Below are 25,974 nucleotides of genomic sequence, written 5' to 3' on the forward strand. Positions count from 1 at the left end.
GGACCTGCCCGCCGCCGCCCGTGTCCCCGTCCTGCTCTACCACGCCGTCATGGACGACCCGCCCGACTGGATCGCCGAATTCACCGTCAGCCCACGGGACTTCGCGGCCCAGTTGGACGCCGTCGTCGCCTGCGGCCGTACGCCGGTCCCGGTCAGCGACCTGGCCGGCCATCTCGTCCACCGCACGCCCCTGCCGCCCCGGCCCGTCGTCCTCACCTTCGACGACGGCTTCGCCGATCTGCCCGGCCCCACGGCCGAGGCGCTCGCCGCCCGCGCGCTGCCCGCCACCGCTTATCTGACCACCGGCGCCCTCACTCCTGGCAGCGGCGGCGGCGGCAGCGGGGGCGGCGGCTGCCTGCTGCCGCCCGCCCCGATGATGACGCTCGCCCAGGCGACCGCGCTGGAGGGCTACGGCATCGAGGTGGGCGCCCACACCGTCACCCATCCCCAGCTGGACACCCTCACCGCCCCCGCGCTCCACCGTGAACTACGCGAATCCAAAAGCACGTTGGAGGACGTCCTCGGCCATGAGGTGGCACAGCTGGCCTATCCGCACGGCTACAACAGCCGCGCGGTCCGGCGGGCCGCCGAGGCCGCCGGGTACGCCTCCGCCGTCGCCGTCCGCCACGCGCTCAGCTCGGGGCGCGACGAGCCGTACCGCATCGCCCGGCTCATCGTCCGCCGTACGCACACAGTGGCGGACATCGAGTCCTGGATGGCGGGCGAGGGGGCGCGCGGCGAGCGGGGCAGGGTCGCCCCCTTCCCGGACTCGGCGGCCACGCTGGGATGGCGGCTGTACCGAAGCGCGCGTGCCCGCGTGCGCGGGCCCGAGTTCGCCGGATAGGCGGGGACATGCCACGGGAGCCCCGCCCGTCCGCCGCGTTCCGTCCCCAACAGTCGTCGGCATGGCTTCCGTTGGCGGTCGCGGCGGCGCTGTGGACCTGGTCGTTACCGAGGATCGGGTTCCGCGACATCGGGGACTTCGGTCTCCTCGACCGCTTCCCCCTCGCGTTCTACGCCTCGCTGGTCGTGCTCTCGATCGGCTTTCTGCTGAGCCTGCGCCGGGCGGGCACCGCCCCCTGGTGGCCGCTCGCCCACTGCGTCGCGATGCTGGTGGCGCTCAAGGCACCGCCCGCCCTCCTCTACGACTCCGTCCGCTACGCCTGGGCGTCCAAGCACGACGCCGTGATCGACAGGCTGCTGGCCGAGGGGACCGTATACCCGCACGCGGAACTGTCCGGCGGCATGTCCGCGTACGACCAGTGGCCGGGCTTCTTCTCGCTCAACGGAGCCCTGATCCGGGCCTTCGGGGTGCCGGGCGCGGCCGCGTACGCCAACTGGGCGCCCGTCCTGTTCGGGTTGCTGACGCTGCCGGTCCTGATACTGATCTACCGCACCTTCACCGACGACTGGCGGCTGGTGTGGGCCGCCGTCTGGATCTTCCAGCTCGCCAACTGGGTGGGCCAGGACTATCTGTCCCCGCAGGGCTTCGCCTATCTGCTCTTCCTCACCGTGTTCGCCGTGGTCGTACGGCATTTCGTACGGCCGGGATCCGCCGGGCGGCTGCGCGACCGGTCCCTGCTCGACCCGGCGGCCGCGTCCGTACCGCCGCCCACCACCACGCGTCAGCGGGCGGTCGGTGTGGCGATACTGGCTCCGATCATCGCGGCCGTCAACGCCTCGCACCAGCTGACCCCGGTGATGCTCTGCATGACCCTGATGGCCCTCTGCCTGACCCGCCGCTACCGCAATCTCGGGCTGCTCGTGGTCACCGGCGTCCTGATGCTCGTCTGGGATCTGACGATGGGGCGGGTGCTGTTCCTGGACACGCTGAGCACCCTGCGCGACTCGGCGGGCGATCTGCTGAACAACTCCCGCGCCGGATTCGCCGGTGAACCGACCGGCCCGGGACCGGAGTTGGTGGGGCGCGCCAATATCCTGATGGTGCTGGTGCTGGCCGTACTCGCGGGCGCGGCCGTTCTGCTGAGACGCCGGCTCGTACGGAGCGCCCTGCCGCTGCTGCTGGCCGCTGCGGCTCCCGTCCCGCTGTTCGCCGTCAACGACTACGGCGGCGAAATGCTCTTCCGCGTCTATCTGTTCGGGCTGCCGGGCACGGCCTTCTTCGCCGCCGCCGCGCTCGTCCCCACGGTCGCCGGCACCGGAAGGGCGCGGCGACTGGCACGCGGCACGTCGGTGGTCGCGCTGCCCGTGGCGCTGATCGCCCTGTCGGCGGGCTTCCTGCCGTCGTACTACGGCAAGGAGGGCATGCAGTACGCGCCCCCCGCCGAGACCGCGTTCGTGAAACGGGCCTACGACCGGGCGCCGGACGGGGCGCTGATCCTCGCCACCACCGGGTCGTTCCCCGGCGCGTACTACCGCTACGACCACTACGAGCGCTGGTTCTTCACCGAACAGGAAGTGCCGGAGAACCTGAAGATGCTCCGGGACCCGGCCGGGTACCTCGACGCAGGCATCCCGGACGGACGCCCCGCGTTCGTGATCCTCACCCCCTCCCAGGAGGAGGCCACCACCGGCGAGGGCTATCTGCCGCCCGGCGGCTTCGACCGGATGAGCGAGGCGCTGAAGCGCTCGCCCTACTTCCGGGTGGTGGAGGAGAGCGAGCACGGGCTCGAACTGGAACACGTACCCCTTGGAGACCGAGGCCCGCGAGGTACGGACACGGAGGAGAAGCCACGGTGAAGGACCCCACGGCGAACGACACCACGGCGAACGGAACAACGGCGAACGGAACAACGGCGAACGGAACAACGGCGAACGGCACAACGGTGAACGGCACAACGGTGAACGGCACCAAGGCACCGGCCCGGCCGTGGCTCAGAGCCGCACTCGCGCTCTCCGGCTGGCCCGCGCTCGCCGCGGCGGAACTGCCCGACGGTGTGCCGCTGCGCTGGATACCCGTCCTGCTCTTCGTCCTCCTCGGCCCCGGCTGCGCGCTGCTCCTCCCGCTGCCGGGCGACCTGCGGCCCGGCGCCCGGCTGGAGGCGCTGGCGCTGGCCGCGCCGCTGAGCCTGTCCCTCGCGACGCTCACCGCCACCTCGCTGTTTCTGGTGCGGGGCTTCTCGGCCACGGTGTTCATGGTGTCGCTCGCCGCCTTCTGCACGGTCGTGGCACCGCTGCCCGCCCTGCCGCTGCCCGCCGCGACCCGTGGGGCGGTGGAGCGGCGTCCCCAGCGGACCGCCCGCGCCAAACGCGCCAAACGCTCCGAACGCGCCGCCGGTGACGACCGATGACGGATACGGAGGGCATGCGGCGGCGCACCCTCAGGCGCCGCACTCCCGGGCGCCGCGCCCCCGGCGCCGGCGGTACGGCGTATCTGGCCCTCGTCCTGGCCGCCGTGGGGGCCCTGCTCGCCGGGATCGGCGTATGGCACTCCCGGGACGGCACGGCGGACGCGGACCAGGACGCGGCGAACAGGGCGTGTGCGCCGACCGCGTCACTGGAACCCCCGTGCGGAGCCTGGTGGGGCGCGTACATCCCCTACGCGCGCGACGGCTCGCTCAAGGACGCGGTGTACGACTTCGAGAAGAAGATCGGCCGCAAGCTCGATCTCGTCCACAACTACCACGACATGTCCAACACCGAGCGGGACGGAGTGCTGCTCACCCCCGACGAACGCGAGCTGGGCAGGGACCGGTTGCTGATGCTGGCGTGGGAGTCCACCGTATGGACCGAGCCGCACCACGAGAACTGGACCGAGACCCAGCTCGGCTGGCGGGCCGTCGCGGACGGGACGTTCGACGAGGAGATCATCGATCCGGGGGCCCGGCGCATCAAGGCGTACGGCAAGCGCGTCTTCCTCTCCTTCGACCAGGAGACCGACTTCCGTACGCCGGACGCGGGCACGCCCGAGGAGTTCATCGCCGCCTACCGCCATCTCCACGACCGGTTCGAGCGGCTGGGCGTGGACAACGTGGTGTGGGTGTGGACCGTCTCCGGCTATCTGGGCAACGCCGCGCTGATGAAGGCCCTCTATCCGGGCGACGAGTACGTGGACTGGATCGGCATGGACCAGTACAACTACTTCGGCTGCCACGACTCCGAGAACTGGCTGGACTTCGAGCGCAGCCAGCGGCCGTCCTACGAGTGGCTGCGCGCGAACGTGTCCGATACGAAACCCATGATGCTCGCCGAGTTCAGCACGGCACCCGACCCGGCCCTGCCCGACCGGCAGCGCGACTGGTACCGGGAGATCCCGGCGGTGGCGCCGACGCTGCCGGGGGTGCGGGCGCTGGTGCACTGGAACCGGCCGGTGCCGGGCGAGGGCTGCGATCTGACGGTCAACGAGGGCCCGGCGCTGGAGGGTTACCGCGAGGCGGGGCGCGCCCCGTACTTCCGTCAGCCGATCCCGGCGCGGTGACGCCGCCGTACGACCAGCACGACCCGCACGACCAGCGCGAGCGCCGCCGGCGCGCACACCCCCAGGGACACGGGCAGAGCCACCGCCGCGAACTGCTTCTGCCCCGCCCAGCCCGCCACCGCGAGCACCCACACCGCCCCCGCCGTGACCCGCGCGTCCGTCCCCAGCGCCCGCAGGGTGACGGCGGCGAGCCCCAGAGAGAGCAGTTGCAGGGCGACGGGCAGGCCCCGCAGGACACCGTCCGCGTCCCAGACGCCGTCCAGGAGGCCGGTGAGAAGGCCGGCGACCGGCTCGTGCCAGGGCCCCGATGCCCGGTCGGGCCGTACGCCCAGCAGTACGGGCGCGCTGTGCAGCGCGGCGAAGGTGGCCAGCGGCCCGAGCGTGAGCAGCGCCGGGCCCGGCCGTACGAGGGAGACGGCGGCGCACTGCACGACGATCAGCAGGATGCCCGCGACGAGGGTCAGCGGAGGGAGCGCGGTGAGCAGTTGCGTACCGGTGAGCTGGTCGCGGCCGATGTCCCCGAGGCGGACGAGCGGCGGCCAGAACAGTCCGCCCGCCAGCCCGAGCAGCAGCCAGACCACGGTGATGACGCGGCTCTCATCCACGGCGGAGGCGACTGAGGCCGGGGAGTCCGCTGAGGGCGGGGAGTCCCCTGAGGCCGGGGAGTTCGCGGGTACGGGCAGGCGGCGGACCGAGGCGGCCATGGCCTCCGCACGGAGCCGCGCGGACTCCCGGGCCCAGCTGGTCCCGTACGCGTCGGTGTCCTTCGTACGGGGCGCCCGCCTCCCGCCCGCGCTCCGCAGGGCCGCGCGCAGCCCCGGCGCCGCGATCAGCGCCATCACCGTCATGGACAGCAGCACCGCCAGACCCGCGCCGGAGATCCCCGCAGGACCGAGCAGGAACAGGGCGCTGCCGAGTACGAGCACACACATGGCGCCCTGGAGCGCCGCGAGCATGCCCGTACGCCCCTGGACCCGCAGCACCCCGATGTACAGCTCCACGACGACCCGGGGGAGCGCCGCGGCGGCGAGCAGCCGCAGGACCGTCGTGCCGTGCCGGGCGTAGTCCGCCCCGAACGGCGCGAGGACCTGCGGCGCGAAGACCACCAGCACCAGCACCACCGGCACGAGCAGCACCGTCATCCGGCGCAGCGCCCCGCGCACGCCCTCGGCGAGCCGGTCCGGGCTGTGCGAGGCGTGCGCGGTGAGCGAGGAGGCCATGTTGATGGCCATGAACTCCATCGTGCCGCCGACGGTGTAGGCGGTGTAGAAGAAGGCGTTGTGCGCGGCGTCGAAGCGCACCGCGACCAGCACCGGCAGCAGATTGATCATCGCCAGACTGAAGAGCGCCCCGAGCGAGTCCCCGGCGAGGAACCGTCCGATGTCGCGCGCCCCCGGCGGCTCGCGGTCATGGTCGGCGGCGGCCTGACGGGGGATGAGCCTGCGGAAGATCAGCCAGCCGAGCGGCAGGACGGACAGGGCGATGGCCGCCGCCCAGGAGACGAAGACCCCGAGGACCGGCATCGCCGTGGCGAACGCGGCGAGCAGCAGCAGCTTGCCGAGGGAGAACGCGGCATTGCCGACGGGCACCCAGAACGCCCTGCGCAGCCCGGTCAGCACCCCGTCCTGAAGGGTGAGCAGCGCCCAGGCGACACAGGCCGCGGTGAAGACGATTCCGGCCGTGACCCCGTCGAGCGGCGCGTACGAGGGACCCCACAGATCGAGCGTCGCGAGGAACACCACGCAGGCGGCGCAGACCACCAGCGAACTGACCGCGTACGCGCGCCACACCAACGCGCCGGTGGCCCGGCCCGCGCGCGGTACGTAACGCACCACCGCGCCGATCATGGTGGTGGCGGTGAGCGAGGCGAGCAGCCGCATCGCGGCGATGGCGGCGGAGCCCTGACCGACCGCCTCCTCGGTGTAGTAGCGCGCGGCGACCAGCCAGAAGCCCAGGCCCAGGGCGGCGGAGACGCCGGTGGAGAGCATCAGGGCATAGGCGTTACGGAACATGGAGTCGCCGTCGGCCGCGTCGGGGCCGGTGGCCCCGGGCCCGCGTAACCGGGCGGCGTCAGCCACCGGCGCCATGCCCGCCGCCGCCATGCCCGCCGCCGCCACGCCCGCCGCCGCCACGCCCGATGCCGCCAGGCCCGACGCCGCTCTCCGCCCAGCGCGCGGGCCGGGCGCCGAGCCCGTCGAGTACGGCGATCACCTGATCAGCCCGGCGCGGGTCGGCGGGCAGGGCGTGCCGCGCGAACCAGGCGGCCGGTCCCGGGGAGGGCGACGGATCGGTGAAGTCCTCGCCCGCGTAGTCGTCGAGCGGCGGATCGTAGAGATAACCGGTGGTGACGCGGCGCCCGGCGAGCGCGGCGATCGCCGCGTCACGGTCCTCCACCAGCAGCGGCACCCGGAAGAGCGGCTGTGCCCCGGCCACGTCTCCCGGGGCGCCCCACGGACTGGCCAGCAGCTTCTCCGTCCCGCTCCGGTGCGCGGCGAGCCGCTGGTCGAGGCCGTCGAGCAGCCGCCGCGTACGGCGCAGCCGGGACCGGCCCGAGCGGAGCCGGTAGTCGTGCATGTCGACCCGGATCCAGGAGTGGAACCCGCCGAGCCCGGGAGTTCCGGCGAGGGCCTTCCGTAACTCCTCGCCCCGCAACGGCATCCGGATCTCCGCGCGCTCCTCCCGCCCGAGCAGCCGCAGCGCGGCGCGCGCGGCCCGTACCAGCCGCAGCCCCCGGACCCCGGCCTCGGCGTACGGGCGCAGCGCGTAGGCGAGTTCGGCGGTGAGCCGGGAGGGTTCGAGGAGCGCGTCACGGGCCCGCGCCAGCTCCGTACGCAGTCCCGGATCCGCGAGGGCGAGGAAGCCGCCGCTCTTGGCCCCCACATGCTTGGAGAGGCTGAACACGGACGCGTCCCCGAAGCCGCCGACCGGCCGCCCCGCCACCTCGCTGCCGATGGCGTGCGCGGCGTCCTCGATGAGCGGGATCCCCAACGCGTCGCAGCGGGCGCGCAGTTCGGGCGCCGGGTCGGGGTTCCCGTAGAGATTGGTGGTGAGCACGGCCGACAGCCCGCGCCAGCCGGACTCCGGTAGGCCCGCCGGGTCGATGGACCCGTCCAGGGCGTGCAACGGCGCCTGTACGGGGCGCAGTCCGGCGGCGAGCACCACGAAGAAGATGACGTCGTCGTTGACCGGCGACATCAGGACGCGCCCGCCGGGCCTGCACCAGTGGCGCAGCGCCACATACAGTCCCAGCCGGCACGACGGCACATACAGACATTCCCTGCCGAGGCGACGGCGCATCAGCGTTTCCAACGCCGCGTACGCGGAGTGCTCCGCCGGGCAGCCCTCCCCAAGAGCCATCGCGTCTCCCCACGCTCCCCTGCCCGGCTCAATGTGTCCCATAACGGACGAGCCGTCAATAAGGCCGCCGAAGCGGGGAGCGTAGACGCGGGAGCACCGCAGCAGGGAGGGCCGGCGCCTCACTCCTCCAGCGTCAGACCCTTTCTGAGTCTCTTGAGGGTGCGGGAGAGCAGCCGGGACACATGCATCTGCGAGATATTGAGCTCCTCGCCGATCTCCGACTGCGTCATATTGGCGACGAAGCGCAGGGAGAGGATCTTCCGGTCCCGCGACGGCAGACTCGCGATCAGCGGCTTCAGCGACTCGACGTACTCGATGCCTTCGAGCCCGTGGTCCTCGTAGCCGATCCGGTCCGCGAGCGCGCCCTCGCTGTCGTCGTCCTCGGGCTGGGCGTCCAGCGAGCTGGCGGTGTACGCGTTGCTCGCCGCCATGCCCTCGACGACCTCCTCGTTGGTGATGTCGAGGCGGTGGGCGAGTTCGGCGACGGTGGGCGCCCGGTCGAGCTGCTGGGCCAGTTCGTCGCCCGCCTTGGCGAGGTCGAGGCGGAGTTCCTGGAGTCTGCGCGGTACGCGTACCGACCACGACGTGTCGCGGAAGAAACGCTTGATCTCGCCGACGATCGTCGGCATCGCGAAGGTGGGGAACTCGACGCCTCGGCTCAGCTCGAAGCGGTCGATGGCCTTGATCAGGCCGATCGTGCCGACCTGCACGATGTCCTCCATCGGCTCGCTGCGGGAGCGGAACCGGGCGGCCGCGAACTTCACCAGGGCGAGATTCAGCTCGACCAGGGTGTTGCGGACGTACGCGTGCTCGTGGGTGCCCTCTTCAAGGGCTTCCAGCCGGGCGAAGAGCGTCTTCGACAGGGCTCGGGCGTCCACCGCGCCCACCTCGTCGAAGGGCGGGATCTCGGGCAGGTCCTCAAGGCCCTCGGCCGGGCTCTCGGCGCCGGTCGGCGGTGTGAGGCCGGTCTCGGAAAGTGCGGGCGCAGGTGCCGACGTCGCGTGCTGGGTACGCGTGTCGTCGAGCGGGGGTGACATGGGTCTCCTCCATACGTTCTCGGCATATGGCTGCCGATGCCAATACGCGCTGCTGCGGTGTGCGGCGCCTCCGAAGCCGGTCGTGGGCGGATGTGTCCCTACAAGCCCTACCCGCTAGGCACGGACAGTTGCAAGTGCGAATTGCTTCATATGTCCTTATTGTGGGGGACTTTGGGTACCGGTCGGCGTGTGAAAGGCGTAATGTTCGACAGGCGTCATCGGGATGTGATGACGTCGAGACGGCACCATCTGACGACGGCGTACGACACGGCGAAGAGGGACGGGCATGGACCGCCAGACGGTCGGCAGCACGAACCGGGGCCGGCTTCGGGTCGAGGTTCGGACCGAGGGCCGGAGCGAAGTCGTGACAGCGGCCGGTGAGTTGGATCACCACACGGCCGACCTGTTGCGGACACCTCTGGACGAAGCACTCGAACAGGGCCGGTCACGCCTTGTGATCGACTGTTCGCAACTGGAATTCTGCGACTCCACCGGACTCAATGTCCTGCTGGGCGCCCGCCTCAAGGCGGATGCCGCCGGCGGTGGGGTCCATCTCGCCGCGATGCTGCCCGTTGTGGCCCGGGTCTTCGAGATCACCGGCGCGGACGCGGTCTTCACCGTCCATGACTCCCTCGAAGAAGCCCTGGCCGACTGACTCCGGCCGCTACTCTGCACCCCGGGTCCCGTCCCCGGATCCTCGCCCTGCCCCGTCCTGTCGCGCTTCTCACCATTTCCGGATCGGTGAAGTGGGTGTTGTCACGATTCGGAGGGGCAGAAGACCCCCGGCGGACCCAGCGGGACCCCGCACTCTCTGTACACAAGAACTGGCTAATTCGGTGAATCGGTGAGGTGAAGCGCTGATGAGCACCACCCGGCAGCCTCCGCCGGGCGAACTCGGCCCCGAGCCGGACGGTGCGGGGACCGCTGCCGCGACGTCCGACGCGCGGATACGGTCGCTCGCCCTGGCCGGCGCCAGCGGTGTCGTACCGCTCGCGCGCGACTTCACCCGCCAGGCGCTCTACGACTGGGGCTGGCTCCCCGCCTCGACCGCGGACCGGCGGGCGGCGGCGGAGGACGTGCTGCTGGTCGTCTCCGAGCTGGTCACCAACGCGTGTCTGCACGCGGAGGGCCCCGAGGGGCTGCGGGTCGCGCACACCGCCAAGGTGCTGCGTCTTGAGGTCACCGACCGGGGTACGGGCCAGCCGGCCCCCCGTACCCCGCACCGCGCGGGACGCCCCGGCGGCCACGGCATGTTCATCGTCCAGCGGCTGTGCCTCGACTGGGGCGTGGTCCGGGCGCCGGGCGAGGCCGGCAAAACGGTCTGGGCGGAGCTGGCCGCTCCGTCGTAACGCGCGTAGCCCGCGCGAGGAAGCCGCCGCACCCTTACCCGGCGCGGCGGCCCCCTCGCATGCCGGGGGCCGCAGGCCCTAGCGGATGTCGCCCATCAGCGCCCGCACCTTCCTGCGGTACATGAAGATCGCGAACCCGGCGAGGGACGCCAGCAGCGCTTCCAGGGCCACCACGCCCGTCCTGCTCAGATCGACCCCGCCGATGGAGAGCAGACCGGTCACGGAATCGCCCGCGGTGACCGCCAGGAACCAGACCCCCATCATCTGGCTCGCGTACTTCGCGGGCGCCATCTTCGTCGTCACCGACAGACCCACCGGGGAGACGCACAGCTCGCCCACGGTCTGGATCAGATAGATGCCCACCAGCCACACCGGGCTGACCAGCGTGCCGTCCGCCGCCATCGCCAGCGGGATCAGGAAGAAGAAGAACGAGACGCCGACGACGAACAGACCGGCGGCGAACTTCACGACCGTGCTCGGCTCCTGCCCCCGGCGGTTCAGCCAGAGCCAGAACCAGGCGAAGACCGGCGCGAGCGCCATGATGAACACGGGGTTCAGCGACTGGTACCAGGAGGACGGGAAGCCCAGTCCGAACAGCTCGCCCGAGGCCTTCGTCGTACCGAACGCCTGGACGGTGGAGCCGCCCTGGTCGTAGATCATCCAGAACACGGCCGCGGCCACGAAGAACCAGATGTACCCGGACATCTTGGTCTGCTCGGTCTCCGACAGCTCCTTGTCGCGCTTGATCCTGATCAGCACGGTGGCCGGGATCACGATGCCCGCGAGCGTCAGCGGGACCATCGCCCAGTTGAGGGTGAAGTTGCCGCTGAGACCGACGGCGCCGTAGAAGACGGCGGCGATCAGCAGCCAGGTCATGCCCTTGCGCAGCCAGGTGACGCGCTCCTCGCGGGAGAGCGGGGTCGGGACGCGACTGCTCCGCGGGCTCAGATGCTTCGTACCGAGCAGGAACATGATCAGGCCGATGCCCATGCCGACGGCGGCGAGTGCGAAGCCCAGATGCCAGTTGTAGGTCTCGCCCACGGTGCCGATGATCAGCGGGGCGAAGAAGGCACCGATGTTGATGCCCATGTAGAAGATGGTGAACCCGCCGTCACGGCGCGGGTCGTCGGGGCCGTCGTAGAGATGGCCGACCATCGTGGAGATATTGGCCTTCAGCAGACCCGAGCCGAGCGCCACCAGCGCCAGACCGGCGAAGAAGCTTCCCGTTCCCGGCAGGGCCAGGGTGAGATGGCCCAGCATGATCGTGCAGGCCGCGATCGTGACGGTCTTGCGCGGCCCCCAGAGCCTGTCGCCCAGCCAGCCGCCGGGCATCGCCAGCAGATAGACCATGGACAGATAGATGGAGTAGACGGCCGTGGTGGTGGCCAGATCTATTCCGAGCCCGCCGCCCTGAAGCCCCTTCGAGGCATCGGGACCACCGGAGATCAGATAGATGGTGAGCAGGGCTCTCATGCCGTAGAAGCTGAAGCGCTCCCACATCTCGGTCATGAAGAGCGTGGCCAGTCCGCGGGGGTGGCCGAAGAAGGTCTTCTCGGGTCCGGCGGGTGCGCTGGGCGAGTCCTTCGTCAGGCTGGACGCCATGGGTCGATCCTTGCTTGCTCGGGACGCGGCGCTTGGTCAGCGGCGACGCGCCCGGTGTGGGGGGCGGGCCGGATCGGGACATGCCGTCCCCGGCGCGGAGACGCGGAGAGGAGACCCCCGGCGCTCGGCAGGCCAAAGGTCTCCTAGTGGTACTACAGGCGTCTCGACACCATACGACATGACAGAGGCCCATATGGAAGGATTTGAGAGATGGATCATAGGTTTTGATGAAGCAGGGCTCTTATATTCGAAGGTGGATCATCGGATCGCACATGAACTCGAAGGCGTTGTCGAGGAGGGCCCAAGCGTCGCCCCGTGCGGTCTACCATCACCCCATGACCCGTGTACTGCTCGCCGAGGACGACGCTTCCATCTCGGAGCCGCTGGCCCGCGCCCTGCGTCGGGAGGGTTACGAGGTCGAGGTCCGCGAAGACGGTCCGACCGCGCTGGACGCCGGCCTCCAGGGCGGTGTCGACCTGGTCGTACTCGACCTGGGCCTACCGGGGATGGACGGCCTCGAAGTCGCCCGCCGGCTGCGCGCCGAGGGCCACGCCGTGCCGATCCTGGTGCTGACCGCCCGTGCGGACGAGGTGGACACCGTGGTCGGCCTGGACGCCGGCGCCGACGACTATGTGACCAAGCCCTTCCGGCTCGCGGAGCTGCTGGCGCGCGTACGGGCACTGCTCAGGCGCGGCGCCTCCGACCCCGTACCCGCCCCCGCCACCCATGGCGTACGGATCGACGTCGAGTCGCACCGCGCCTGGATGGGCGAGGAGGAACTTCAGCTCACCGCCAAGGAGTTCGACCTGCTACGGGTCCTCGTCCGGGACGCGGGCCGGGTCGTCACCCGTGACCAGCTGATGCGCGAGGTCTGGGACACCACCTGGTGGTCGTCGACCAAGACCCTCGACATGCATATCTCCTGGCTGCGCAAGAAGCTCGGTGACGACGCCGCCAACCCGCGCTATATCGCCACCGTGCGGGGTGTCGGCTTCCGGTTCGAGAAGAGTTAGGGCCCAAGGCACCTTGCGCCGTCGTCTGATCAACTCCACGCTCGCCGTGGTGCTCGTCGTCATCGCCGTCTTCGGGGTCTCGCTCGTCATCGTCGAGACCCGCACGATCAGCAGCAGCGCCCAGGAGAGCGTGGACTCCGAGGCGGTGCGGCTGGTGAGCATTGTCGACAGCCGTCTCCTCGGCGGTGACCACATCAGCGCCAAGGTGCTGGTCGAACAGATCAACCAGACGCGGTACGCCCGGATCGAGATCCCGGGCCGGCCCGTCGTCCAGATCGGTGAGCGGCCGACCGGCAGCGTCATCCGTGGCAAGGCGAAGGGCGAGGAGGGCGAGACCGTCATCGTCGAGGAGCCACGCTCCTCCGTGACCCGTGAGGTCGGCCGCACCCTCCTGATCATCGGCGCTGTGGCGCTGCTCGCGGTCATCGCCGCCGTCCTGCTCGCCGTACGCCAGGCGAACAAGCTGGCCTCCCCGCTCACCGACCTCGCCGAGACCGCCGAGCGCCTGGGCTCCGGCGATCCGCGGCCCCGGCACAAGCGGTACGCGGTGCCCGAGCTGGACCGGGTCGCCGATGTCCTCGACTCCAGCGCCGAGCGCATCGCCCGGATGCTCACCGCCGAGCGGCGGCTCGCCGCGGACGCCTCGCATCAGCTCCGTACGCCGCTGACCGCCCTGTCCATGCGGCTGGAGGAGATCTCCGCCACCGACGACCTGGACACGGTCAAGGAAGAGGCGATGGTCGCGCTGGCGCAGGTCGAGCGGCTGACCGATGTGGTGGAGCGGCTGCTCACCAACGCGCGCGACCCGCGTACCGGCTCCGCCGTCGCCTTCGATCTCGACGAGGTCGTCAAACAGCAGATCGAGGAGTGGCGCCCGGCCTACCGCAGTGCCGGGCGGGCCATCGTCTGCTCGGGGCGGCAGGGGATGCGGGCCGTCGGCACGCCGGGCGCGGTCGCCCAGGTGCTGGCCGCGCTGATCGAGAACTCACTCATGCACGGGGGCGGTACGGTCGCCCTGCGCACCCGCGTCACCGGCAACCAGGCCGTCATCGAGGTGACCGACGAGGGCCCCGGCGTACCGGCGGACCTCGGGGCCCGGATCTTCGAGCGCACCATCAGCGGCCGCAACTCCACCGGGATCGGCCTCGCCGTGGCCCGCGACCTGGCGGAGGCGGACGGCGGCCGGCTGGAACTGCTCCAGCAGCAGCCGCCGGTCTTCGCGCTCTTCCTGAGCCGGGAGGCCGTCACCCGCAAGGCGCCGAAATCCCCGGAGCGACCGGTCCGCTGACCGGGGACACGGCTTTCCGGGTGTATGGCTTCTCAGCCCGGGTGTACGGCTTCTCTCAGCCCGGGGGTATGGCTTCTCAGCCGCGGACGCGGTCGGGCCGCGTGCGCTTCCGCTCCAGGAACGATTCGTCCGGCAGCCGCGTGCTCGCCGCCGGCTGGGCACGGAAGACCCAGGTGCGGTACGACCAGAAGCGGAAGAGCGTCGCGATCCCGATACCGAGGAACTTGAACACATTGCTCTGGAGCGGACTGTCCCAGCCGAAGCCGTACGTCGCCGCGTAGAGCACACCGTTCTCGATGACCAGGCCGACCACGCTGAACAGCAGGAAGAGCGTCAGCTCCTTCGTGCGGCGGCTCTTGTCCCGGTCCCGGTAGGTGAAGTAGCGGAAGCCCACGTAGTTGAAGGCGATCGCGACGACGGTGGCCAGGATGCTGGCCCGCACCACGGGGAGCGTGGTGGTGTGCCGTACGAGATTGAAGACCAGCAGGTTGACCAGCAGCCCCGCGCCGCCCACCGCGCCGAACTTGACCACCTCGCGGACGAGCCGGTCCAGTCGCACGCGGAGTGCGCCCCGTTCGCTCATATGCCCGTTCAGCCCCGTCCGGTCGATGTCAGTTCCGAACCATGCTAACCAGCGGCCCCTTCCGCCGCCTGGGGGACCGTACGTCACGCTCGGTCACGGTGGGTGGCGCCCGTACGGGGGACGCCCGTACGGGAAGAGGCCGCGGCGGTACTCGGGGACGGTGCCCGCCGGGCGGCGGATACCCTGGGGGCGTGACGTTCCCGGTAGTCGGCATGGTCGGCGGCGGTCAGCTCGCCCGTATGACCCACGAGGCGGGCATCCCCCTCGGCCTCAGATTCAAGCTCCTCAGTGACACCCCGCAGGACTCGGCGGCCCAGGTGGTGAGCGATGTCGTCGTCGGCGACTACCGCGACCTGGACACGCTGCGTGACTTCGCGCGCGGCTGCGATGTGATCACGTTCGATCACGAGCATGTGCCGATCGAGCATCTGCGCGCCCTGGAGGCGGACGGAATCCCGGTCAGGCCCGGCCCCGACGCGCTGGTGCACGCGCAGGACAAGGGTGTGATGCGCGCCAGGCTGACCGAGCTGGGCGCGCCCTGCCCGCGCCACCGCATCGTCACCGGCCCGGCCGACGCGACGGCCTTCGCCGCCGAGGTGGGCGGCTTCCCGATCATCCTCAAGACGGTGCGCGGCGGCTATGACGGCAAGGGCGTCTGGTTCGTACGGTCCGAGGAGGACGCCGAGCAGCCCTTCCGCGCCGGGGTCCCCGTGCTCGCCGAGGAGAAGGTCGACTTCGTACGCGAGCTCGCCGCGAACATCGTCCGCTCCCCGCACGGCCAGGCCGTGGCGTACCCGGTGGTCGAGTCCCGGCAGGTCGACGGCGTCTGTGACACCGTCATCGCCCCCGCGCCCGGACTGCCGGACGAGCTGGCGGGCGAGGCCCAGCGGCTCGCCCTGCGGATAGCCGCCGAACTGGGGGTCGTGGGCCATCTCGCGGTGGAGCTCTTCGAAACCAGCGACGGCAGGATCCTCGTCAACGAGCTGGCCATGCGCCCGCACAACTCCGGGCACTGGACCCAGGACGGCGCGATCACCTCGCAGTTCGCCAACCATGTGCGCGCCGTGCTCGATCTGCCGCTCGGCGACCCGCGCCCGCGTGCGCCCTGGACGGTCATGTGCAATGTGCTGGGCGGCGACTATCCGGACATGTACGCGGCCTATCTGCACTGCATGGCCCGGGACCCGCGACTGAAGATCCATATGTATGGCAAGGACGTGAAACCCGGCCGCAAGGTGGGGCATGTCAACACCTACGGCGACGACCTGGACGACGTGCTGGAGCGCGCCCGCCACGCCGCCGGCTATCTCCGAGGAACGATCACCGAATGACTGTTGCTCCCCTGGTCGGCGTCGTCATGGGCTCGGACTCCGACTGGCCCGTCATGGAGGCCGCCGCGAAGGCCCTCCACGAGTTCGAGATCCCGTACGAGGTCGATGTCCTCTCCGCGCACCGCATGCCGCGCGAGATGATCGCGTACGGCGAGGAGGCCGCCGGGCGCGGCCTCAAGGCGGTCATCGCGGGCGCGGGCGGCGCGGCGCATCTGCCGGGCATGCTCGCCTCGGTGACCCCGCTGCCGGTGATCGGCGTCCCCGTACCGCTGAAGTACCTCGACGGCATGGACTCACTGCTGTCCATCGTCCAGATGCCCGCCGGTGTACCGGTGGCCACGGTCTCGGTCGGCGGCGCCCGGAACGCGGGGCTGCTCGCCGCCCGTATCCTCGCCGCCCACGACCCCGAACTCCAGGCCAGGATGCGGGAGTTCCTGCAGGAACTGAACGATCAGGCGACGGCGAAGGGCAAGCGGCTGCGCGCCAAAGTCGAAGGCGCGGACCACTTCGGATTCGGAAAGTGACGGTCACGGCCATGGACTCCACGCCCTTCCTCGACGAGGCCCGAGCCCTGCTGGCCGACTTCCCGGTGGTCGACGGACACAACGACCTGCCCTGGGCGCTGCGCGAGCACGTGGGCTACGACCTGGACCGGCTCGACATCGCGGACGATCTGTCGGGGAAGCTGCACACGGACATCCCCCGGCTGCGGCGCGGCGGCGTCGGCGCGCAGTTCTGGTCCGTGTACGTACGGTCCGACATGGCCGGTGACGACGCGGTCAGCGCGACGCTGGAGCAGATCGACGTGGTCGGCCGGCTGCTCGCCCGCTATCCCGGCGACCTCTCCCGCGCCCTGACGGCGGACGACATGGAGACGGCGCGGCGACACGGCAGGATCGCCTCCCTGATGGGCGCCGAGGGCGGCCACTCCATCAACAACTCCCTCGCCACCCTGCGGGCCCTCCATACCCTGGGTGTCCGCTATATGACGCTCACCCATAACGACAACCTCGCGTGGGCGGACTCGGCGACGGATGTGCCGGGTGTGGGCGGTCTCTCGGCCTTCGGCCGCGAGGTGGTCCGCGAGATGAACCGGACCGGCATGCTGGTCGACCTCTCGCATGTGGCCGCCACGACGATGCGCGACGCGCTCGCCGCGAGCGGGGCGCCGGTGATCTTCTCGCACTCGTCGGCACGGGCGGTCTGCGACCACCCGCGCAATATCCCGGACGACGTGCTGGAGAAGCTGCCCGCGAACGGCGGCGTGGCGATGGCCACGTTCGTACCGAAGTTCATCCTCCCGGCCGCGGTGGCCTGGACCCAGGCCGCGGACGAGAACATGCGGGCCCATGGTCTGCACCCGCTCGACACCACCGCGCGCGCGATGGAGATCCATCAGGCGTTCGAGGCGTCCCACCCCCGCCCGACCGCCACGGCGGCGACGGTCGCGGACCATCTGGACCATATGCGCGAGACCGCCGGCATCGATCACATCGGCATCGGCGGCGACTTCGACGGCACGGCCTTCACCCCGGCCGGCCTGGACGACGTCGCGGGCTATCCGAACCTGATCGCGGAACTCCTCGCCCGTAAGTGGTCCACCGCGGACCTGGCGAAGCTGACGTGGCAGAACGCGGTACGGGTGCTGCGCGCGGCGGAGGACGTGGCGCGGGGCCTGCGGGACGAACGGGGTCCGTCGCTCGCGACGATCCAGGACCTGGACGGCTGAGGAGAGCCGCGCTCTCCCGCGGAGCGCGCGAGGGCGGCGCCCCGGCTCAGGCGCGCGGGCTCAGGCGCCCCGGCTCGGGCGCGAGGGCGGCGCCCCGGCTCGGGCGCGGGGGCTCAGACGCGGGGGGCTCAGGCGCGCGGGCGCCCCATCGCGCGGTACGTCCAGCCCGCCGCGCGCCACCGCGCCGGGTCCAGCGCGTTACGTCCGTCCAGGATCAGCCGGCGTGACGCGGCCTCGCCCAGGGCCGCCGGGTCCAGCTCGCGGAACTCGCGCCACTCCGTCAGATGCAGGACGACATCGGCGCCGCGCACCGCGTCCAGCGCGGACGGCGCGTACCTCAGCGTCGGGAAGAGCCGCTTGGCGTTCTCCATGCCCTTGGGGTCGTACACCGTCACCTGGCCGCCCTGGAGGTGGATCTGCCCCGCGACATTGAGCGCGGGGGAGTCCCGTACATCGTCCGAGTCCGGCTTGAAGGTCGCCCCCAGCACCGCGACCCGCTTCCCCAGGAACGACGAGTCGCCGCCCACGGCCTCGCGCGCCAGCTCCACCATGTGCCCGCGGCGCCGCATATTGATCGAGTCGACCTCGCGCAGGAACGTCAGCGCCTGGTCCGCACCCAGCTCGCCCGCCCGCGCCATGAAGGCCCGGATGTCCTTCGGCAGACAGCCGCCGCCGAAGCCGATCCCGGCGCGCAGGAACTTCTTCCCGATCCGCTCGTCGTGCCCAAGCGCCTCCGCCAGCTTCACCACATCGCCGCCGGCCGCCTCGCAGACCTCCGCCATCGCGTTGATGAACGAGATCTTCGTGGCCAGGAAGGAGTTCGCGGAGGTCTTCACCAGCTCGGCGGTCGGGAAGTCCGTCACTATGAACGGCGACCCCTCGCCCACCGGCGTCGCGTACACCTCGCGCAGCACGCGTTCGGCGTGCTCACTGCGTACGCCCACCACGATCCGGTCGGGGTGCAGCGTGTCCTGTACGGCGAAGCCCTCGCGCAGGAACTCCGGGTTCCAGGCCAGCTCCACCTCGCCGCCCGCGGGCGCGAGTTCGACGATGCGGGCCGCGAGCCGTTCCGCGCTGCCCACGGGCACCGTCGACTTGCCGACGACCAGCGCGGGCCTGCCCAGATGCTTGGCAAGGCTCTCGACGGCGGAGTCGACGTACGACATGTCGCAGGCGTACTCGCCATGCTTCTGCGGGGTGTTCACACAGACGAAGTGCACATCGCCGAACTCCGCGATCTCCGCCCAGTCCATGGTGAACCGCAGCCGCCCGCTCGATCCCTCGATCCCGGCGACATGTTTGCGCAGCAGCTCTTCGAGACCGGGCTCGTACATCGGGACCCGGCCCGCGGAAAGCAGCTCGATCTTCTCGGGCACCACATCGAGGCCAAGGACCTCGAAGCCCAGCTCCGCCATGGCCGCGGCGTGTGTGGCGCCGAGATAGCCGGTGCCGATCACGGTGATCTTGAGGGCCATGTGAGTGCTCCAGGGGGATGCGGGCAGGTGCGGGCCCGAGCATAGCCGCGCGTAGCAGGGGCTTCGCAGGGGCACTTCTCCCAGTACGGAGTGCTGTCGGCAAACTCACCTATGCCTGCGGTGCCTCGGCCCCCTAAAATTGTGTTACTTAACGGTAGTTAGCATCCTGGGGAGTGAAAGACCGTGGCCGGATCGGCTGATTTCGACCTGTACCGCCCGTCCGAAGAGCACGACATGCTCCGCGAGACCGTGCGCGCGCTCGCGGAGGCGAAGATCGCCCCGTTCGCCGCGGCGGTGGACGAGGAGGCGCGCTTCCCGCAGGAGGCCCTGGACGCGCTGGTCGCCTCCGATCTGCACGCGGTCCATGTCCCCGAGGAGTACGGCGGCGCGGGCGCCGATGCCCTGGCCACCGTGATCGTCATCGAGGAGATCGCGCGCGTCTGCGCCTCCTCCTCGCTGATCCCGGCCGTGAACAAGCTCGGCTCGCTGCCGGTGATCCTCTCCGGCTCAGAGAACCTCAAGAAGACATACCTGGGCCCGCTGGCCAAGGGCGACGCGATGTTCTCGTACTGCCTCTCCGAGCCGGACGCGGGCTCCGACGCGGGCGGTATGAAGACCAAGGCGATACGGGACGGCGACCACTACGTCCTCAATGGCGTGAAGCGCTGGATCACCAACGCCGGCGTCTCCGAGTACTACACGGTCATGGCCGTCACCGACCCGGACAAGCGCACCAAGGGCATCAGTGCGTTCGTGGTCGAGAAGGGCGACGAGGGCGTCTCCTTCGGCGCCCCGGAGAAGAAGCTGGGCATCAAGGGCTCCCCGACGCGCGAGGTCTACCTCGACAACGTCCGTATCCCCGCGGACCGGCTGATCGGCGAGGAGGGTACGGGCTTCGCCACCGCCATGAAGACCCTGGACCACACCCGCATCACGATCGCGGCCCAGGCACTCGGCATCGCACAGGGCGCGCTCGACTATGCCAAGGGCTATGTCCAGGAGCGCAAGCAGTTCGGCAAGCCGATCGCCGACTTCCAGGGCGTGCAGTTCATGCTGGCCGACATGGCCATGAAGCTGGAGGCGGCCCGCCAGCTCACCTACTCCGCCGCCGCCAGGTCGGAGCGCGTCTCCGCGGGCAGCGCCAAGGAAGACCTCACCTTCTTCGGCGCGGCGGCCAAGTGCTTCGCCTCCGACGCGGCCATGGAGATCACCACGGACGCGGTGCAACTCCTCGGCGGGTACGGCTACACGCGCGACTACCCGGTCGAGCGGATGATGCGCGACGCGAAGATCACGCAAATCTACGAGGGCACGAACCAGGTCCAGCGCATCGTGATGGCCCGGAACCTTCCCTAGCAGGGTTTGCGCAGGTCGGCGGCCTGCGCAAACACCACGGCCCCCGGCGTGATGCCGGGGGTCGTTCGCATGGTCGCTGTCGGGCGACTGGGATACCAACAGAATGCGCGCGCCGCCCGCAGGCTGCGCCCAGCGGTCCGCGTGCGGCGTGACGAAATCTCCGAAGAACGGCGCCGGTTCCGGCGCCGCCTTCTTCTTGCGCCCGATCTTCTCTTCCCGCAACCTGTGCCGCTGGTACTTCCCTCGCCGATACCATAGTCTCGGCAGTTTGAATTCACCCGATTTTGGAGCCGGATCAGATGCCCGAAGGAAACTCGACCGAAGCGTACATGGCGGAAGACCGTGCGAGGATGACCGCATACGCGATTCAGTTCCTTGAAAATTGGCTCGCCGAGATGGATGATGCACTGAATCGATGGCGCGAACGCCACCTTCCCGGAGAATTCAATTTCGACTTCTCAATCGACTCACTCGATGCACTCGAACCGATACTCCTGGGGCGGTACCCGGATCGCGCAGCCGTCAAGTCGGACGATAACGCCGAATTTACCGATGGGGCGGTTCGATACATTGGCGAGACGTGGCGCCGTGCCACTCCAAGCCGTTGGGCCTACCACGACAGCGGAGAATCTGATCGGAATATCTTCAACCGAGTTCCACTGATTTGTTCAAATGTCCCCATCGAGTACGAGGACGCGATCGTACCCCTTCACACCCTCGAAGCATTTGCCGTCGAGCGTGAGCCCGAAATTCTTCGCGAGATGCTTTCAATTCTCGTCGATTCCGTTGAGGAAGCAGAAGAAGACGGATGAAGATGAACGAGTCGGTCACCCCCGCCCGGGAGTTCCGCGGCGCGGGTGCGGCGGTGCACGAGATACCGAAGAAGGCCGCCAAGAATTCGACGGCGACCTCGGCGGCGCGGCCCGTACCGACGCCCAACCCGCCCCGGAGGCCAACGAGTGGCACCATCTACGACCGGGCGGCATTCGGAGAACTCTTCCCAGACGCAGCGCCGTAACCTAGGCTCCGAAGCCTCCGGGTGCTCGCAAGCTCGGGGGGCTTAACCGGCGACCACGCGCGCCTAGCTTCTGCACGGAGTGGGGTCCGTCTCATGACGGGTGGTCGCCGGTATTCGCGCGCACAGCGTGGCGGCACCGAACCAAGGGCCCCCGGCCCGGATGGACGGCGATGGGGCCTGACAGGACGGATTACAGGTCCAGCACAGCCCACAGGCGCCGACCGTCTTCACCTGTATCCGTGCCGCAGCTCGTCGCACCCAACACCGCGCCCCTGCTCTTCCACGCGAGAGCAGGGGCGTTTCGGCATGTTCGGAGCGTCGAGAGGCTGGATAGGCTGCTGGCCGTGTCTGACCTTCGGCAGGTGTTCCGCCGCCACCGAGGCACGTGAACAGACCGTCCTGCTCGCCCAGTTCGTCGCGCGTGCGCGCCTGGCCGGACAGGGGGCGCCCTCGTCCTGTCCGCTCTGCTTCGGCCGTTCTCGTGACCCTGCGGCTGGGCTGCCGACCTCCCGTCCGGGTGGCGGATAGCGTGACCGGATGAGAGAGGAAAGCCTTGAGCTGCGTGTTACGTACCGGCCCATCCCGCAGGACTCCGAAGGGCCGGTGGATGACGAACGCGAGGAACTGTTCGCGTTCCCGGCCGGCCTCTGTGCGCAGCGGACCGACCCGGATGGCAGGGACCACCTGGTCGCGCCGCCTGTCGAGTATCTGAAAGCCGCGATCCGGGAACGGCACGGCTACGACGCCGTGGTGCTCTGGGCGCATCCTCCGGGGCAGTTCGGCTAGGGCGCGTTCTCCCGTATTTGATCACCTGAACGAGGGGCGGCGGCCCCAGGCCCTCAGGGACCTGAGGCCGTCCCGCTTCGGGTTCGGCGCGCCCTCAGCGGATGTCGACGTAGTCCTCGCGGCCGCTGGACGCGTAGTGCGTCTTCACCGTGTCGACGTAGCGCATCTGCCACGTGCCGTCCTGCTGCGCCGTGAACTGCTTGCTGAACGTGCCGTTGGTGAGGGTCGTGGCGCTGCCCAGCTCCTTCCAGACCGCGCCGCGCGTGGCGGGCTTGAAGTAGACGCGGACCTTCTGGCCGGCGTACGCCTTCCAGGTGGAGCCGGACTTCTGCCTCAGCGTGCCCTTGGCCGTCAGCTTCGTGCCCTTGCGTACGCCCTCGGGGGTGACGTCGTCACTCCGGATCTCGGTGTACTGGCGGCCGAGCTTGTAGACGCGGCTCTCCACGCCCGTGGCGCCCAGGTGGCGCAGGCGCCAGTAGCTGCCGGTCGAGCCCTTCAACGGAGCGGTCTGCTTGAAGGCGGCTCCGTACGTGGCCGTGAACTGGCCCGTGCTCGACCAGTTCTGACCGTCCGAGGAGTGATCGATGGAGACGCGCCCCGTCGTCCCGGCGGGGTACGAGCCCGATGTGACGCCCAGTTTGCCGCTGAAGGTGACCTTCCGGTACTTGTCCACAGCGGCTTCGACCGCCGAGAACGTGCTGGTGGCGGCCGTCCTGACCTGGAAGTCGTACGGGGACGCCCACTTCTCGAACCACGGCTCCTGGCCCAGCTCAAGGCGCGTGGCCCCGCTCCGTGTGGCCGGGAAGGCTCCGGAGAAGGTGCCGTCGGCGTTGGTGCTGGTGATGTGCCCGCCGTCGACCATGACGCCGACGCCGCCCGCCGGCTTCTCGGTGCCGTCGTCGGCCGTACGGGTCACCTTGCCGCGTGCGGGGACATCGCTGCCGTAGGGGGCCGTGACCGTGCGGGCGGGGGTGTCCACCGCCAGTTTCAGCGGCTGCTTGCGCACCGCCACCGGGAACGTCGCGTCGTTCCCCTGGAACGAGACGTCGATCGATGCGCTGGTCTCGTACCCGCTGAACTCGAAGGGCGCGGAGAAGCGTCCCGTCTTGTCGACGGTCACCGTCCTGAAGTCCGGGGACTTGAACCAGGTGTAGACGCCGGCTCCCGCGAACGGTTTGATCTCGCGCGTGTTCGGGTCCTGCGCGAAGAGCGTGCCGTTCACCGTGACGACGCGGTGGTCGTACGACACCGACTGACGGTCGGCGGTGGCGATCAGCTTCGGGGCGAGACCGTAGTTGACCTCACCGTTGTCGCGGTCGACGAGTTCGCCGGCGGTGCCGGCCCGGACCACGAGGTCCACGGTGTACACACCCAGCGCGGGCAGTTGGACCGGATCGGTCCAGAACTGCTGCTCCTCGCAGGCGGACGCGGTGGTGCAGCGCCCGGCGTCATTGAGGCCCAGCGTGGCGAGCACCGCGTTACCGCCCTTCGCGCGGACCCGGACAGTGACGTCGGACGGAAGCGAGTTCCGGTCCCAGTGCTCGTAGAGCACATGGATCTTGCCGTCCTTCTCGACGCTCCACGCGAACGAACGGAGGTTGACCTCCGCCGCCTGTGCGGTCGGCGCGGCGACCAGAGTGGATGCGGAGAGCGCGACGGCCGTGCTCACCACGGCCATGATCTTTCTCAAGGGTCCCCCATCGGACACGCACGCATTGATCTACGGCACATTCGACCCCTGGCCCGGGAGGAAGGTTGTACGCGATGTCCGTCTGTGACGGACTACTGGTGGTCCGCCCAGACATAGGTCTCCGGCAGGAGCGCGGAGATCCGTACGGTACGGAGCCGGTCGCCCGCGCCGACGATGACCTTCAGATCCGGGAAGTAGTCGAACAGGAACTGCCGGCACCGGCCGCACGGCGGCACCACCCCGCGGTCCCGGTCGCCCACCGCCACGATCGTGTCCAGGTCGTAGACGCCCCGCGCCGCCGCCGAGCCGACGAGGACCAGCTCGGCGCAGGGGCCTCCGGTGAAGTGGTACGCGTTGACCGCGGTGATGACGCGGCCGTCCGCGGCGCGGGCCGCGGCGGCCATCGTGTGAAGTTCGCCGCGGGACCTGGTCCTGGCGACCTCCGCCGCCGCCTCGATCAGCTCGTGGTCGACACCGGGCTGGGCACCGGGCTGGGCACTTGTCTCGGCACCGGGCTGGGCACTGGGCTCGGCACCGGGCGTCAGAGCGGGAGAGTCGGACATCAGTTGCCGGAGACCGTGACCTTCTCGTCGTTGTTCAGCTGGTTCACCAGCTCCTTGACCTTGGCCTTGTCCCAGACCAGATTGCCGCCCACGCTGCCCGAGATCGGCATGTTCATGGACGTACCCTCGCCGCCCGTGACGCCCTTCATCGCGAAGAACATCTGACCCAGGGACCACAGCGACATGTCCTTGTCCACGATCAGCGTGTCCAGCCCGGCGCTCATCGTCGGATAGAACGCGAACGGGTTGAGGATCGTGCCGGGCGTCGCCGTCTGCGAGGCCAGGGCCGCGAGGAACTTCTGCTGGTTCTTCGTACGGTCCAGGTCGCTGTTGGCGAAGGCGTACCGCGTCCGCACGAAGGCGAGGGCCTGCTCGCCGTCCAGGGTCTGCTTGCCCGCCTGGAAGTCGGCGCCGGACTTCTTGTCCTTGAACGCCTTCGGGATGTCCAGCTCCACCCCGCCGATCGCGTCCACGATATTGGCGAAGCCCGCGAAGCCGATCTCGACGTAGTGGTCGATGTGCAGGCCGGTGTTGAACTCGACGGTACGGACGAGCAGTTCGGGACCGTCCTCGGCGTACGCCGCGTTGAGCTTGGTCTGCCGGCCCGTGTTCGGATACGTCTTGCCGGACTCCGAGCCGACGAACGACGGGATCGTCACGTTGGAGTCGCGCGGCAGCGAGATCAGCGTCGGACCGCTCGACCCGTCGTGCAGGATCATCATCGAGTCGGTGCGCTTGCCCTCGGCCGAGCCCGTGTGGAGCTTCTTCTTCTCCTCGTCGGACATGCCCTCGCGGCTGTCCGAGCCGACGATCAGATAGTTCGTGCCGTCGCCCGACGACGGCCGCTCGATGACCTTGGCGAGATCGACCTCGCGCTTGAGCTTCCCGTCCGCCCAGAAGTACGTGCCGATGGAGACACCGAGGATCACCACGACCAGTGCCAGCGCGCCGACCTTGATACGGCGGCGCCAGTCGGGCGCCTGCCGCGGTCCGCGAGGGGCGCCCGGCGGCGGACCGCCGTGGCCGCCGTGGCCGCCGCCCTGGCCTCCGCCGGGGGGCGAGCCGTAGACCTGGCCCGTGTTGTACCCGCTGTCGTACCCGGGCTCATGGCCCCGGTCGTACCCCTGGGACTGCTGAGGGACACCGCGGGGCCGCACATGCGGCATCGCGCGCGCGCCCTCGGGCTGCGCGCCCGCGCTGCCGCGCCCGTAACGGTTGCTCCGCTCGCCGCGGTCGCCGGTCCATCCATCGGGCCAATCATTCATGCGGACCAGTGTGCCGGGCCGGACCGTGCGCCAGACAGGGGAGGTGGGAAATCGGGTCGGTGCTGTTGCCAAGCTGATGCAATGCGGATCGCACCGGGGCACCGGCGTCGCCCGGACTCCCTCCGGGGCCCGGGGGAGCCCCGCATAGGGTGGA

Annotated in this window: 23 protein-coding genes; 14 read left to right on the top strand and 9 right to left on the bottom strand. The window is 70.0% G+C overall.

Annotated features, from left to right (window positions below; translation table 11 throughout):
• Positions 1-49 precede the first annotated feature (49 nt).
• Genes ACFRMN_RS29755 through ACFRMN_RS29770 form a run of 4 tightly spaced genes read left to right on the top strand, consistent with a single transcriptional unit; the run spans position 50 to position 4,378 of the window.
• Positions 50-844, top strand: a complete 795-nt coding sequence (locus tag ACFRMN_RS29755; RefSeq protein WP_383025203.1) for a polysaccharide deacetylase family protein — start codon at positions 50-52, stop codon at positions 842-844.
• Between the two features lie 8 nt (positions 845-852).
• On the top strand, positions 853-2,700 hold the full coding sequence (locus tag ACFRMN_RS29760) for a hypothetical protein (RefSeq protein ID WP_383025077.1): 1,848 nt from the start codon (positions 853-855) through the stop codon (positions 2,698-2,700).
• Positions 2,697-3,251, top strand: coding sequence for a hypothetical protein (locus ACFRMN_RS29765; RefSeq protein ID WP_383025079.1), 555 nt, complete (start codon positions 2,697-2,699; stop codon positions 3,249-3,251). The genes ACFRMN_RS29760 and ACFRMN_RS29765 overlap by 4 nt, the downstream gene beginning before the upstream one ends.
• Positions 3,248-4,378: a glycoside hydrolase family 26 protein gene (locus ACFRMN_RS29770; RefSeq protein WP_383025082.1), complete on the top strand. Its 1,131-nt coding sequence runs from the start codon at positions 3,248-3,250 to the stop codon at positions 4,376-4,378. Before ACFRMN_RS29765 ends, ACFRMN_RS29770 begins: the two co-directional genes overlap by 4 nt.
• On the opposite strand, the gene ACFRMN_RS29775 is transcribed toward ACFRMN_RS29770, so the two are convergent.
• From ACFRMN_RS29775 to ACFRMN_RS29785, 3 genes are all read right to left on the bottom strand, one after another.
• Positions 4,357-6,480 carry a lipopolysaccharide biosynthesis protein gene (locus ACFRMN_RS29775; RefSeq protein ID WP_383025205.1) on the bottom strand — a complete coding sequence of 708 codons (2,124 nt, stop codon included), beginning with the start codon at positions 6,478-6,480 and terminating at the stop codon, positions 4,357-4,359. The genes ACFRMN_RS29770 and ACFRMN_RS29775 overlap by 22 nt on opposite strands.
• The gene (locus ACFRMN_RS29780) at positions 6,449-7,735 is read right to left on the bottom strand and encodes a DegT/DnrJ/EryC1/StrS family aminotransferase (RefSeq protein ID WP_383025085.1); all 1,287 of its coding nucleotides are present in this window, start codon (positions 7,733-7,735) and stop codon (positions 6,449-6,451) included. The genes ACFRMN_RS29775 and ACFRMN_RS29780 overlap by 32 nt, the downstream gene beginning before the upstream one ends.
• 119 nt (positions 7,736-7,854) lie before the next feature.
• Positions 7,855-8,772, bottom strand: a complete 918-nt coding sequence (locus ACFRMN_RS29785) for an RNA polymerase sigma factor SigF (protein ID WP_383025088.1) — start codon at positions 8,770-8,772, stop codon at positions 7,855-7,857.
• Between the two features lie 286 nt (positions 8,773-9,058).
• On the opposite strand from ACFRMN_RS29785, the gene ACFRMN_RS29790 reads away from it, so the two are divergent.
• Complete coding sequence (locus ACFRMN_RS29790; protein WP_129769972.1) at positions 9,059-9,427, top strand: STAS domain-containing protein; 369 nt, start codon at positions 9,059-9,061, stop codon at positions 9,425-9,427.
• 205 nt (positions 9,428-9,632) lie between these two features.
• Positions 9,633-10,121, top strand: coding sequence for an ATP-binding protein (locus ACFRMN_RS29795; RefSeq protein ID WP_383025091.1), 489 nt, complete (start codon positions 9,633-9,635; stop codon positions 10,119-10,121).
• A gap of 78 nt (positions 10,122-10,199) precedes the next feature.
• Here the strand turns inward: ACFRMN_RS29795 and ACFRMN_RS29800 are convergent, their stop codons facing one another.
• Positions 10,200-11,723: a peptide MFS transporter gene (locus ACFRMN_RS29800; RefSeq protein WP_383025094.1), complete on the bottom strand. Its 1,524-nt coding sequence runs from the start codon at positions 11,721-11,723 to the stop codon at positions 10,200-10,202.
• A 335-nt stretch (positions 11,724-12,058) separates the two neighbouring features.
• Between ACFRMN_RS29800 and ACFRMN_RS29805 the strand changes: the two genes are divergently transcribed.
• Together ACFRMN_RS29805 and ACFRMN_RS29810 are read left to right on the top strand one after the other, a co-directional pair.
• Positions 12,059-12,736, top strand: a complete 678-nt coding sequence (locus ACFRMN_RS29805) for a response regulator transcription factor (protein WP_383025097.1) — start codon at positions 12,059-12,061, stop codon at positions 12,734-12,736.
• 13 nt (positions 12,737-12,749) lie between these two features.
• Positions 12,750-14,024: an ATP-binding protein gene (locus ACFRMN_RS29810; RefSeq protein ID WP_383025099.1), complete on the top strand. Its 1,275-nt coding sequence runs from the start codon at positions 12,750-12,752 to the stop codon at positions 14,022-14,024.
• A 76-nt stretch (positions 14,025-14,100) separates the two neighbouring features.
• On the opposite strand, the gene ACFRMN_RS29815 is transcribed toward ACFRMN_RS29810, so the two are convergent.
• Positions 14,101-14,607 carry a GtrA family protein gene (locus ACFRMN_RS29815; RefSeq protein WP_383025102.1) on the bottom strand — a complete coding sequence of 169 codons (507 nt, stop codon included), beginning with the start codon at positions 14,605-14,607 and terminating at the stop codon, positions 14,101-14,103.
• 212 nt (positions 14,608-14,819) lie between these two features.
• On the opposite strand from ACFRMN_RS29815, the gene ACFRMN_RS29820 reads away from it, so the two are divergent.
• Genes ACFRMN_RS29820 through ACFRMN_RS29830 form a run of 3 tightly spaced genes read left to right on the top strand, consistent with a single transcriptional unit; the run spans position 14,820 to position 17,667 of the window.
• Positions 14,820-15,938, top strand: a complete 1,119-nt coding sequence (locus ACFRMN_RS29820; RefSeq protein ID WP_383025207.1) for a 5-(carboxyamino)imidazole ribonucleotide synthase — start codon at positions 14,820-14,822, stop codon at positions 15,936-15,938.
• Positions 15,935-16,462: a 5-(carboxyamino)imidazole ribonucleotide mutase gene (gene purE / locus ACFRMN_RS29825; protein WP_383025105.1), complete on the top strand. Its 528-nt coding sequence runs from the start codon at positions 15,935-15,937 to the stop codon at positions 16,460-16,462. Before ACFRMN_RS29820 ends, purE begins: the two co-directional genes overlap by 4 nt.
• An 11-nt stretch (positions 16,463-16,473) precedes the next feature.
• On the top strand, positions 16,474-17,667 hold the full coding sequence (locus tag ACFRMN_RS29830; protein ID WP_383025108.1) for a dipeptidase: 1,194 nt from the start codon (positions 16,474-16,476) through the stop codon (positions 17,665-17,667).
• A 128-nt stretch (positions 17,668-17,795) separates the two neighbouring features.
• Here ACFRMN_RS29830 and ACFRMN_RS29835 read toward each other — a convergent pair whose 3' ends face one another.
• Positions 17,796-19,142 carry a UDP-glucose dehydrogenase family protein gene (locus ACFRMN_RS29835; RefSeq protein WP_383025111.1) on the bottom strand — a complete coding sequence of 449 codons (1,347 nt, stop codon included), beginning with the start codon at positions 19,140-19,142 and terminating at the stop codon, positions 17,796-17,798.
• A 183-nt stretch (positions 19,143-19,325) separates the two neighbouring features.
• Between ACFRMN_RS29835 and ACFRMN_RS29840 the strand changes: the two genes are divergently transcribed.
• The 3 genes from ACFRMN_RS29840 (at position 19,326) to ACFRMN_RS29850 (ending at position 22,302) form a co-directional block, all read left to right on the top strand.
• Complete coding sequence (locus tag ACFRMN_RS29840) at positions 19,326-20,498, top strand: acyl-CoA dehydrogenase (RefSeq protein ID WP_383025114.1); 1,173 nt, start codon at positions 19,326-19,328, stop codon at positions 20,496-20,498.
• A gap of 299 nt (positions 20,499-20,797) precedes the next feature.
• Complete coding sequence (locus ACFRMN_RS29845) at positions 20,798-21,310, top strand: hypothetical protein (RefSeq protein ID WP_383025117.1); 513 nt, start codon at positions 20,798-20,800, stop codon at positions 21,308-21,310.
• A 743-nt stretch (positions 21,311-22,053) separates the two neighbouring features.
• Positions 22,054-22,302: a hypothetical protein gene (locus tag ACFRMN_RS29850; RefSeq protein WP_383025119.1), complete on the top strand. Its 249-nt coding sequence runs from the start codon at positions 22,054-22,056 to the stop codon at positions 22,300-22,302.
• A gap of 94 nt (positions 22,303-22,396) precedes the next feature.
• On the opposite strand, the gene ACFRMN_RS29855 is transcribed toward ACFRMN_RS29850, so the two are convergent.
• The 3 genes from ACFRMN_RS29855 to ACFRMN_RS29865 all read right to left on the bottom strand — a co-directional run bounded on the left by ACFRMN_RS29855 (position 22,397) and on the right by ACFRMN_RS29865 (position 25,820).
• Positions 22,397-23,992, bottom strand: a complete 1,596-nt coding sequence (locus tag ACFRMN_RS29855; RefSeq protein ID WP_383025122.1) for a hypothetical protein — start codon at positions 23,990-23,992, stop codon at positions 22,397-22,399.
• A 92-nt stretch (positions 23,993-24,084) separates the two neighbouring features.
• The gene (locus tag ACFRMN_RS29860; RefSeq protein WP_383025124.1) at positions 24,085-24,555 is read right to left on the bottom strand and encodes a cytidine deaminase; all 471 of its coding nucleotides are present in this window, start codon (positions 24,553-24,555) and stop codon (positions 24,085-24,087) included.
• Positions 24,555-25,820, bottom strand: a complete 1,266-nt coding sequence (locus tag ACFRMN_RS29865) for an LCP family protein (protein ID WP_383025127.1) — start codon at positions 25,818-25,820, stop codon at positions 24,555-24,557. The genes ACFRMN_RS29860 and ACFRMN_RS29865 overlap by 1 nt, the downstream gene beginning before the upstream one ends.
• Positions 25,821-25,974 lie beyond the last annotated feature (154 nt).

The organism is Streptomyces sp. NPDC056835 (genome assembly GCF_042789485.1).
Lineage (GTDB): Bacteria > Actinomycetota > Actinomycetes > Streptomycetales > Streptomycetaceae > Streptomyces.

Coding starts and splice junctions, on each gene's coding strand:
- ACFRMN_RS29785 (WP_383025088.1), bottom strand. CDS start 8,772: ATGTCACCCCCGCTCGACGACACGCGTACCCAGCACGCGACGTCGGCA.
- ACFRMN_RS29805 (WP_383025097.1), top strand. CDS start 12,059: ATGACCCGTGTACTGCTCGCCGAGGACGACGCTTCCATCTCGGAGCCG.
- ACFRMN_RS29845 (WP_383025117.1), top strand. CDS start 20,798: ATGCCCGAAGGAAACTCGACCGAAGCGTACATGGCGGAAGACCGTGCG.
- ACFRMN_RS29795 (WP_383025091.1), top strand. CDS start 9,633: ATGAGCACCACCCGGCAGCCTCCGCCGGGCGAACTCGGCCCCGAGCCG.
- ACFRMN_RS29865 (WP_383025127.1), bottom strand. CDS start 25,820: ATGAATGATTGGCCCGATGGATGGACCGGCGACCGCGGCGAGCGGAGC.
- ACFRMN_RS29790 (WP_129769972.1), top strand. CDS start 9,059: ATGGACCGCCAGACGGTCGGCAGCACGAACCGGGGCCGGCTTCGGGTC.
- ACFRMN_RS29760 (WP_383025077.1), top strand. CDS start 853: ATGCCACGGGAGCCCCGCCCGTCCGCCGCGTTCCGTCCCCAACAGTCG.
- ACFRMN_RS29830 (WP_383025108.1), top strand. CDS start 16,474: ATGGACTCCACGCCCTTCCTCGACGAGGCCCGAGCCCTGCTGGCCGAC.
- ACFRMN_RS29770 (WP_383025082.1), top strand. CDS start 3,248: ATGACGGATACGGAGGGCATGCGGCGGCGCACCCTCAGGCGCCGCACT.
- purE (WP_383025105.1), top strand. CDS start 15,935: ATGACTGTTGCTCCCCTGGTCGGCGTCGTCATGGGCTCGGACTCCGAC.
- ACFRMN_RS29835 (WP_383025111.1), bottom strand. CDS start 19,142: ATGGCCCTCAAGATCACCGTGATCGGCACCGGCTATCTCGGCGCCACA.
- ACFRMN_RS29775 (WP_383025205.1), bottom strand. CDS start 6,480: ATGGCGGCGGCGGGCATGGCGCCGGTGGCTGACGCCGCCCGGTTACGC.
- ACFRMN_RS29800 (WP_383025094.1), bottom strand. CDS start 11,723: ATGGCGTCCAGCCTGACGAAGGACTCGCCCAGCGCACCCGCCGGACCC.
- ACFRMN_RS29860 (WP_383025124.1), bottom strand. CDS start 24,555: ATGTCCGACTCTCCCGCTCTGACGCCCGGTGCCGAGCCCAGTGCCCAG.
- ACFRMN_RS29820 (WP_383025207.1), top strand. CDS start 14,820: ATGGTCGGCGGCGGTCAGCTCGCCCGTATGACCCACGAGGCGGGCATC.
- ACFRMN_RS29780 (WP_383025085.1), bottom strand. CDS start 7,735: ATGGCTCTTGGGGAGGGCTGCCCGGCGGAGCACTCCGCGTACGCGGCG.
- ACFRMN_RS29755 (WP_383025203.1), top strand. CDS start 50: ATGGACGACCCGCCCGACTGGATCGCCGAATTCACCGTCAGCCCACGG.
- ACFRMN_RS29815 (WP_383025102.1), bottom strand. CDS start 14,607: ATGAGCGAACGGGGCGCACTCCGCGTGCGACTGGACCGGCTCGTCCGC.
- ACFRMN_RS29850 (WP_383025119.1), top strand. CDS start 22,054: ATGAGAGAGGAAAGCCTTGAGCTGCGTGTTACGTACCGGCCCATCCCG.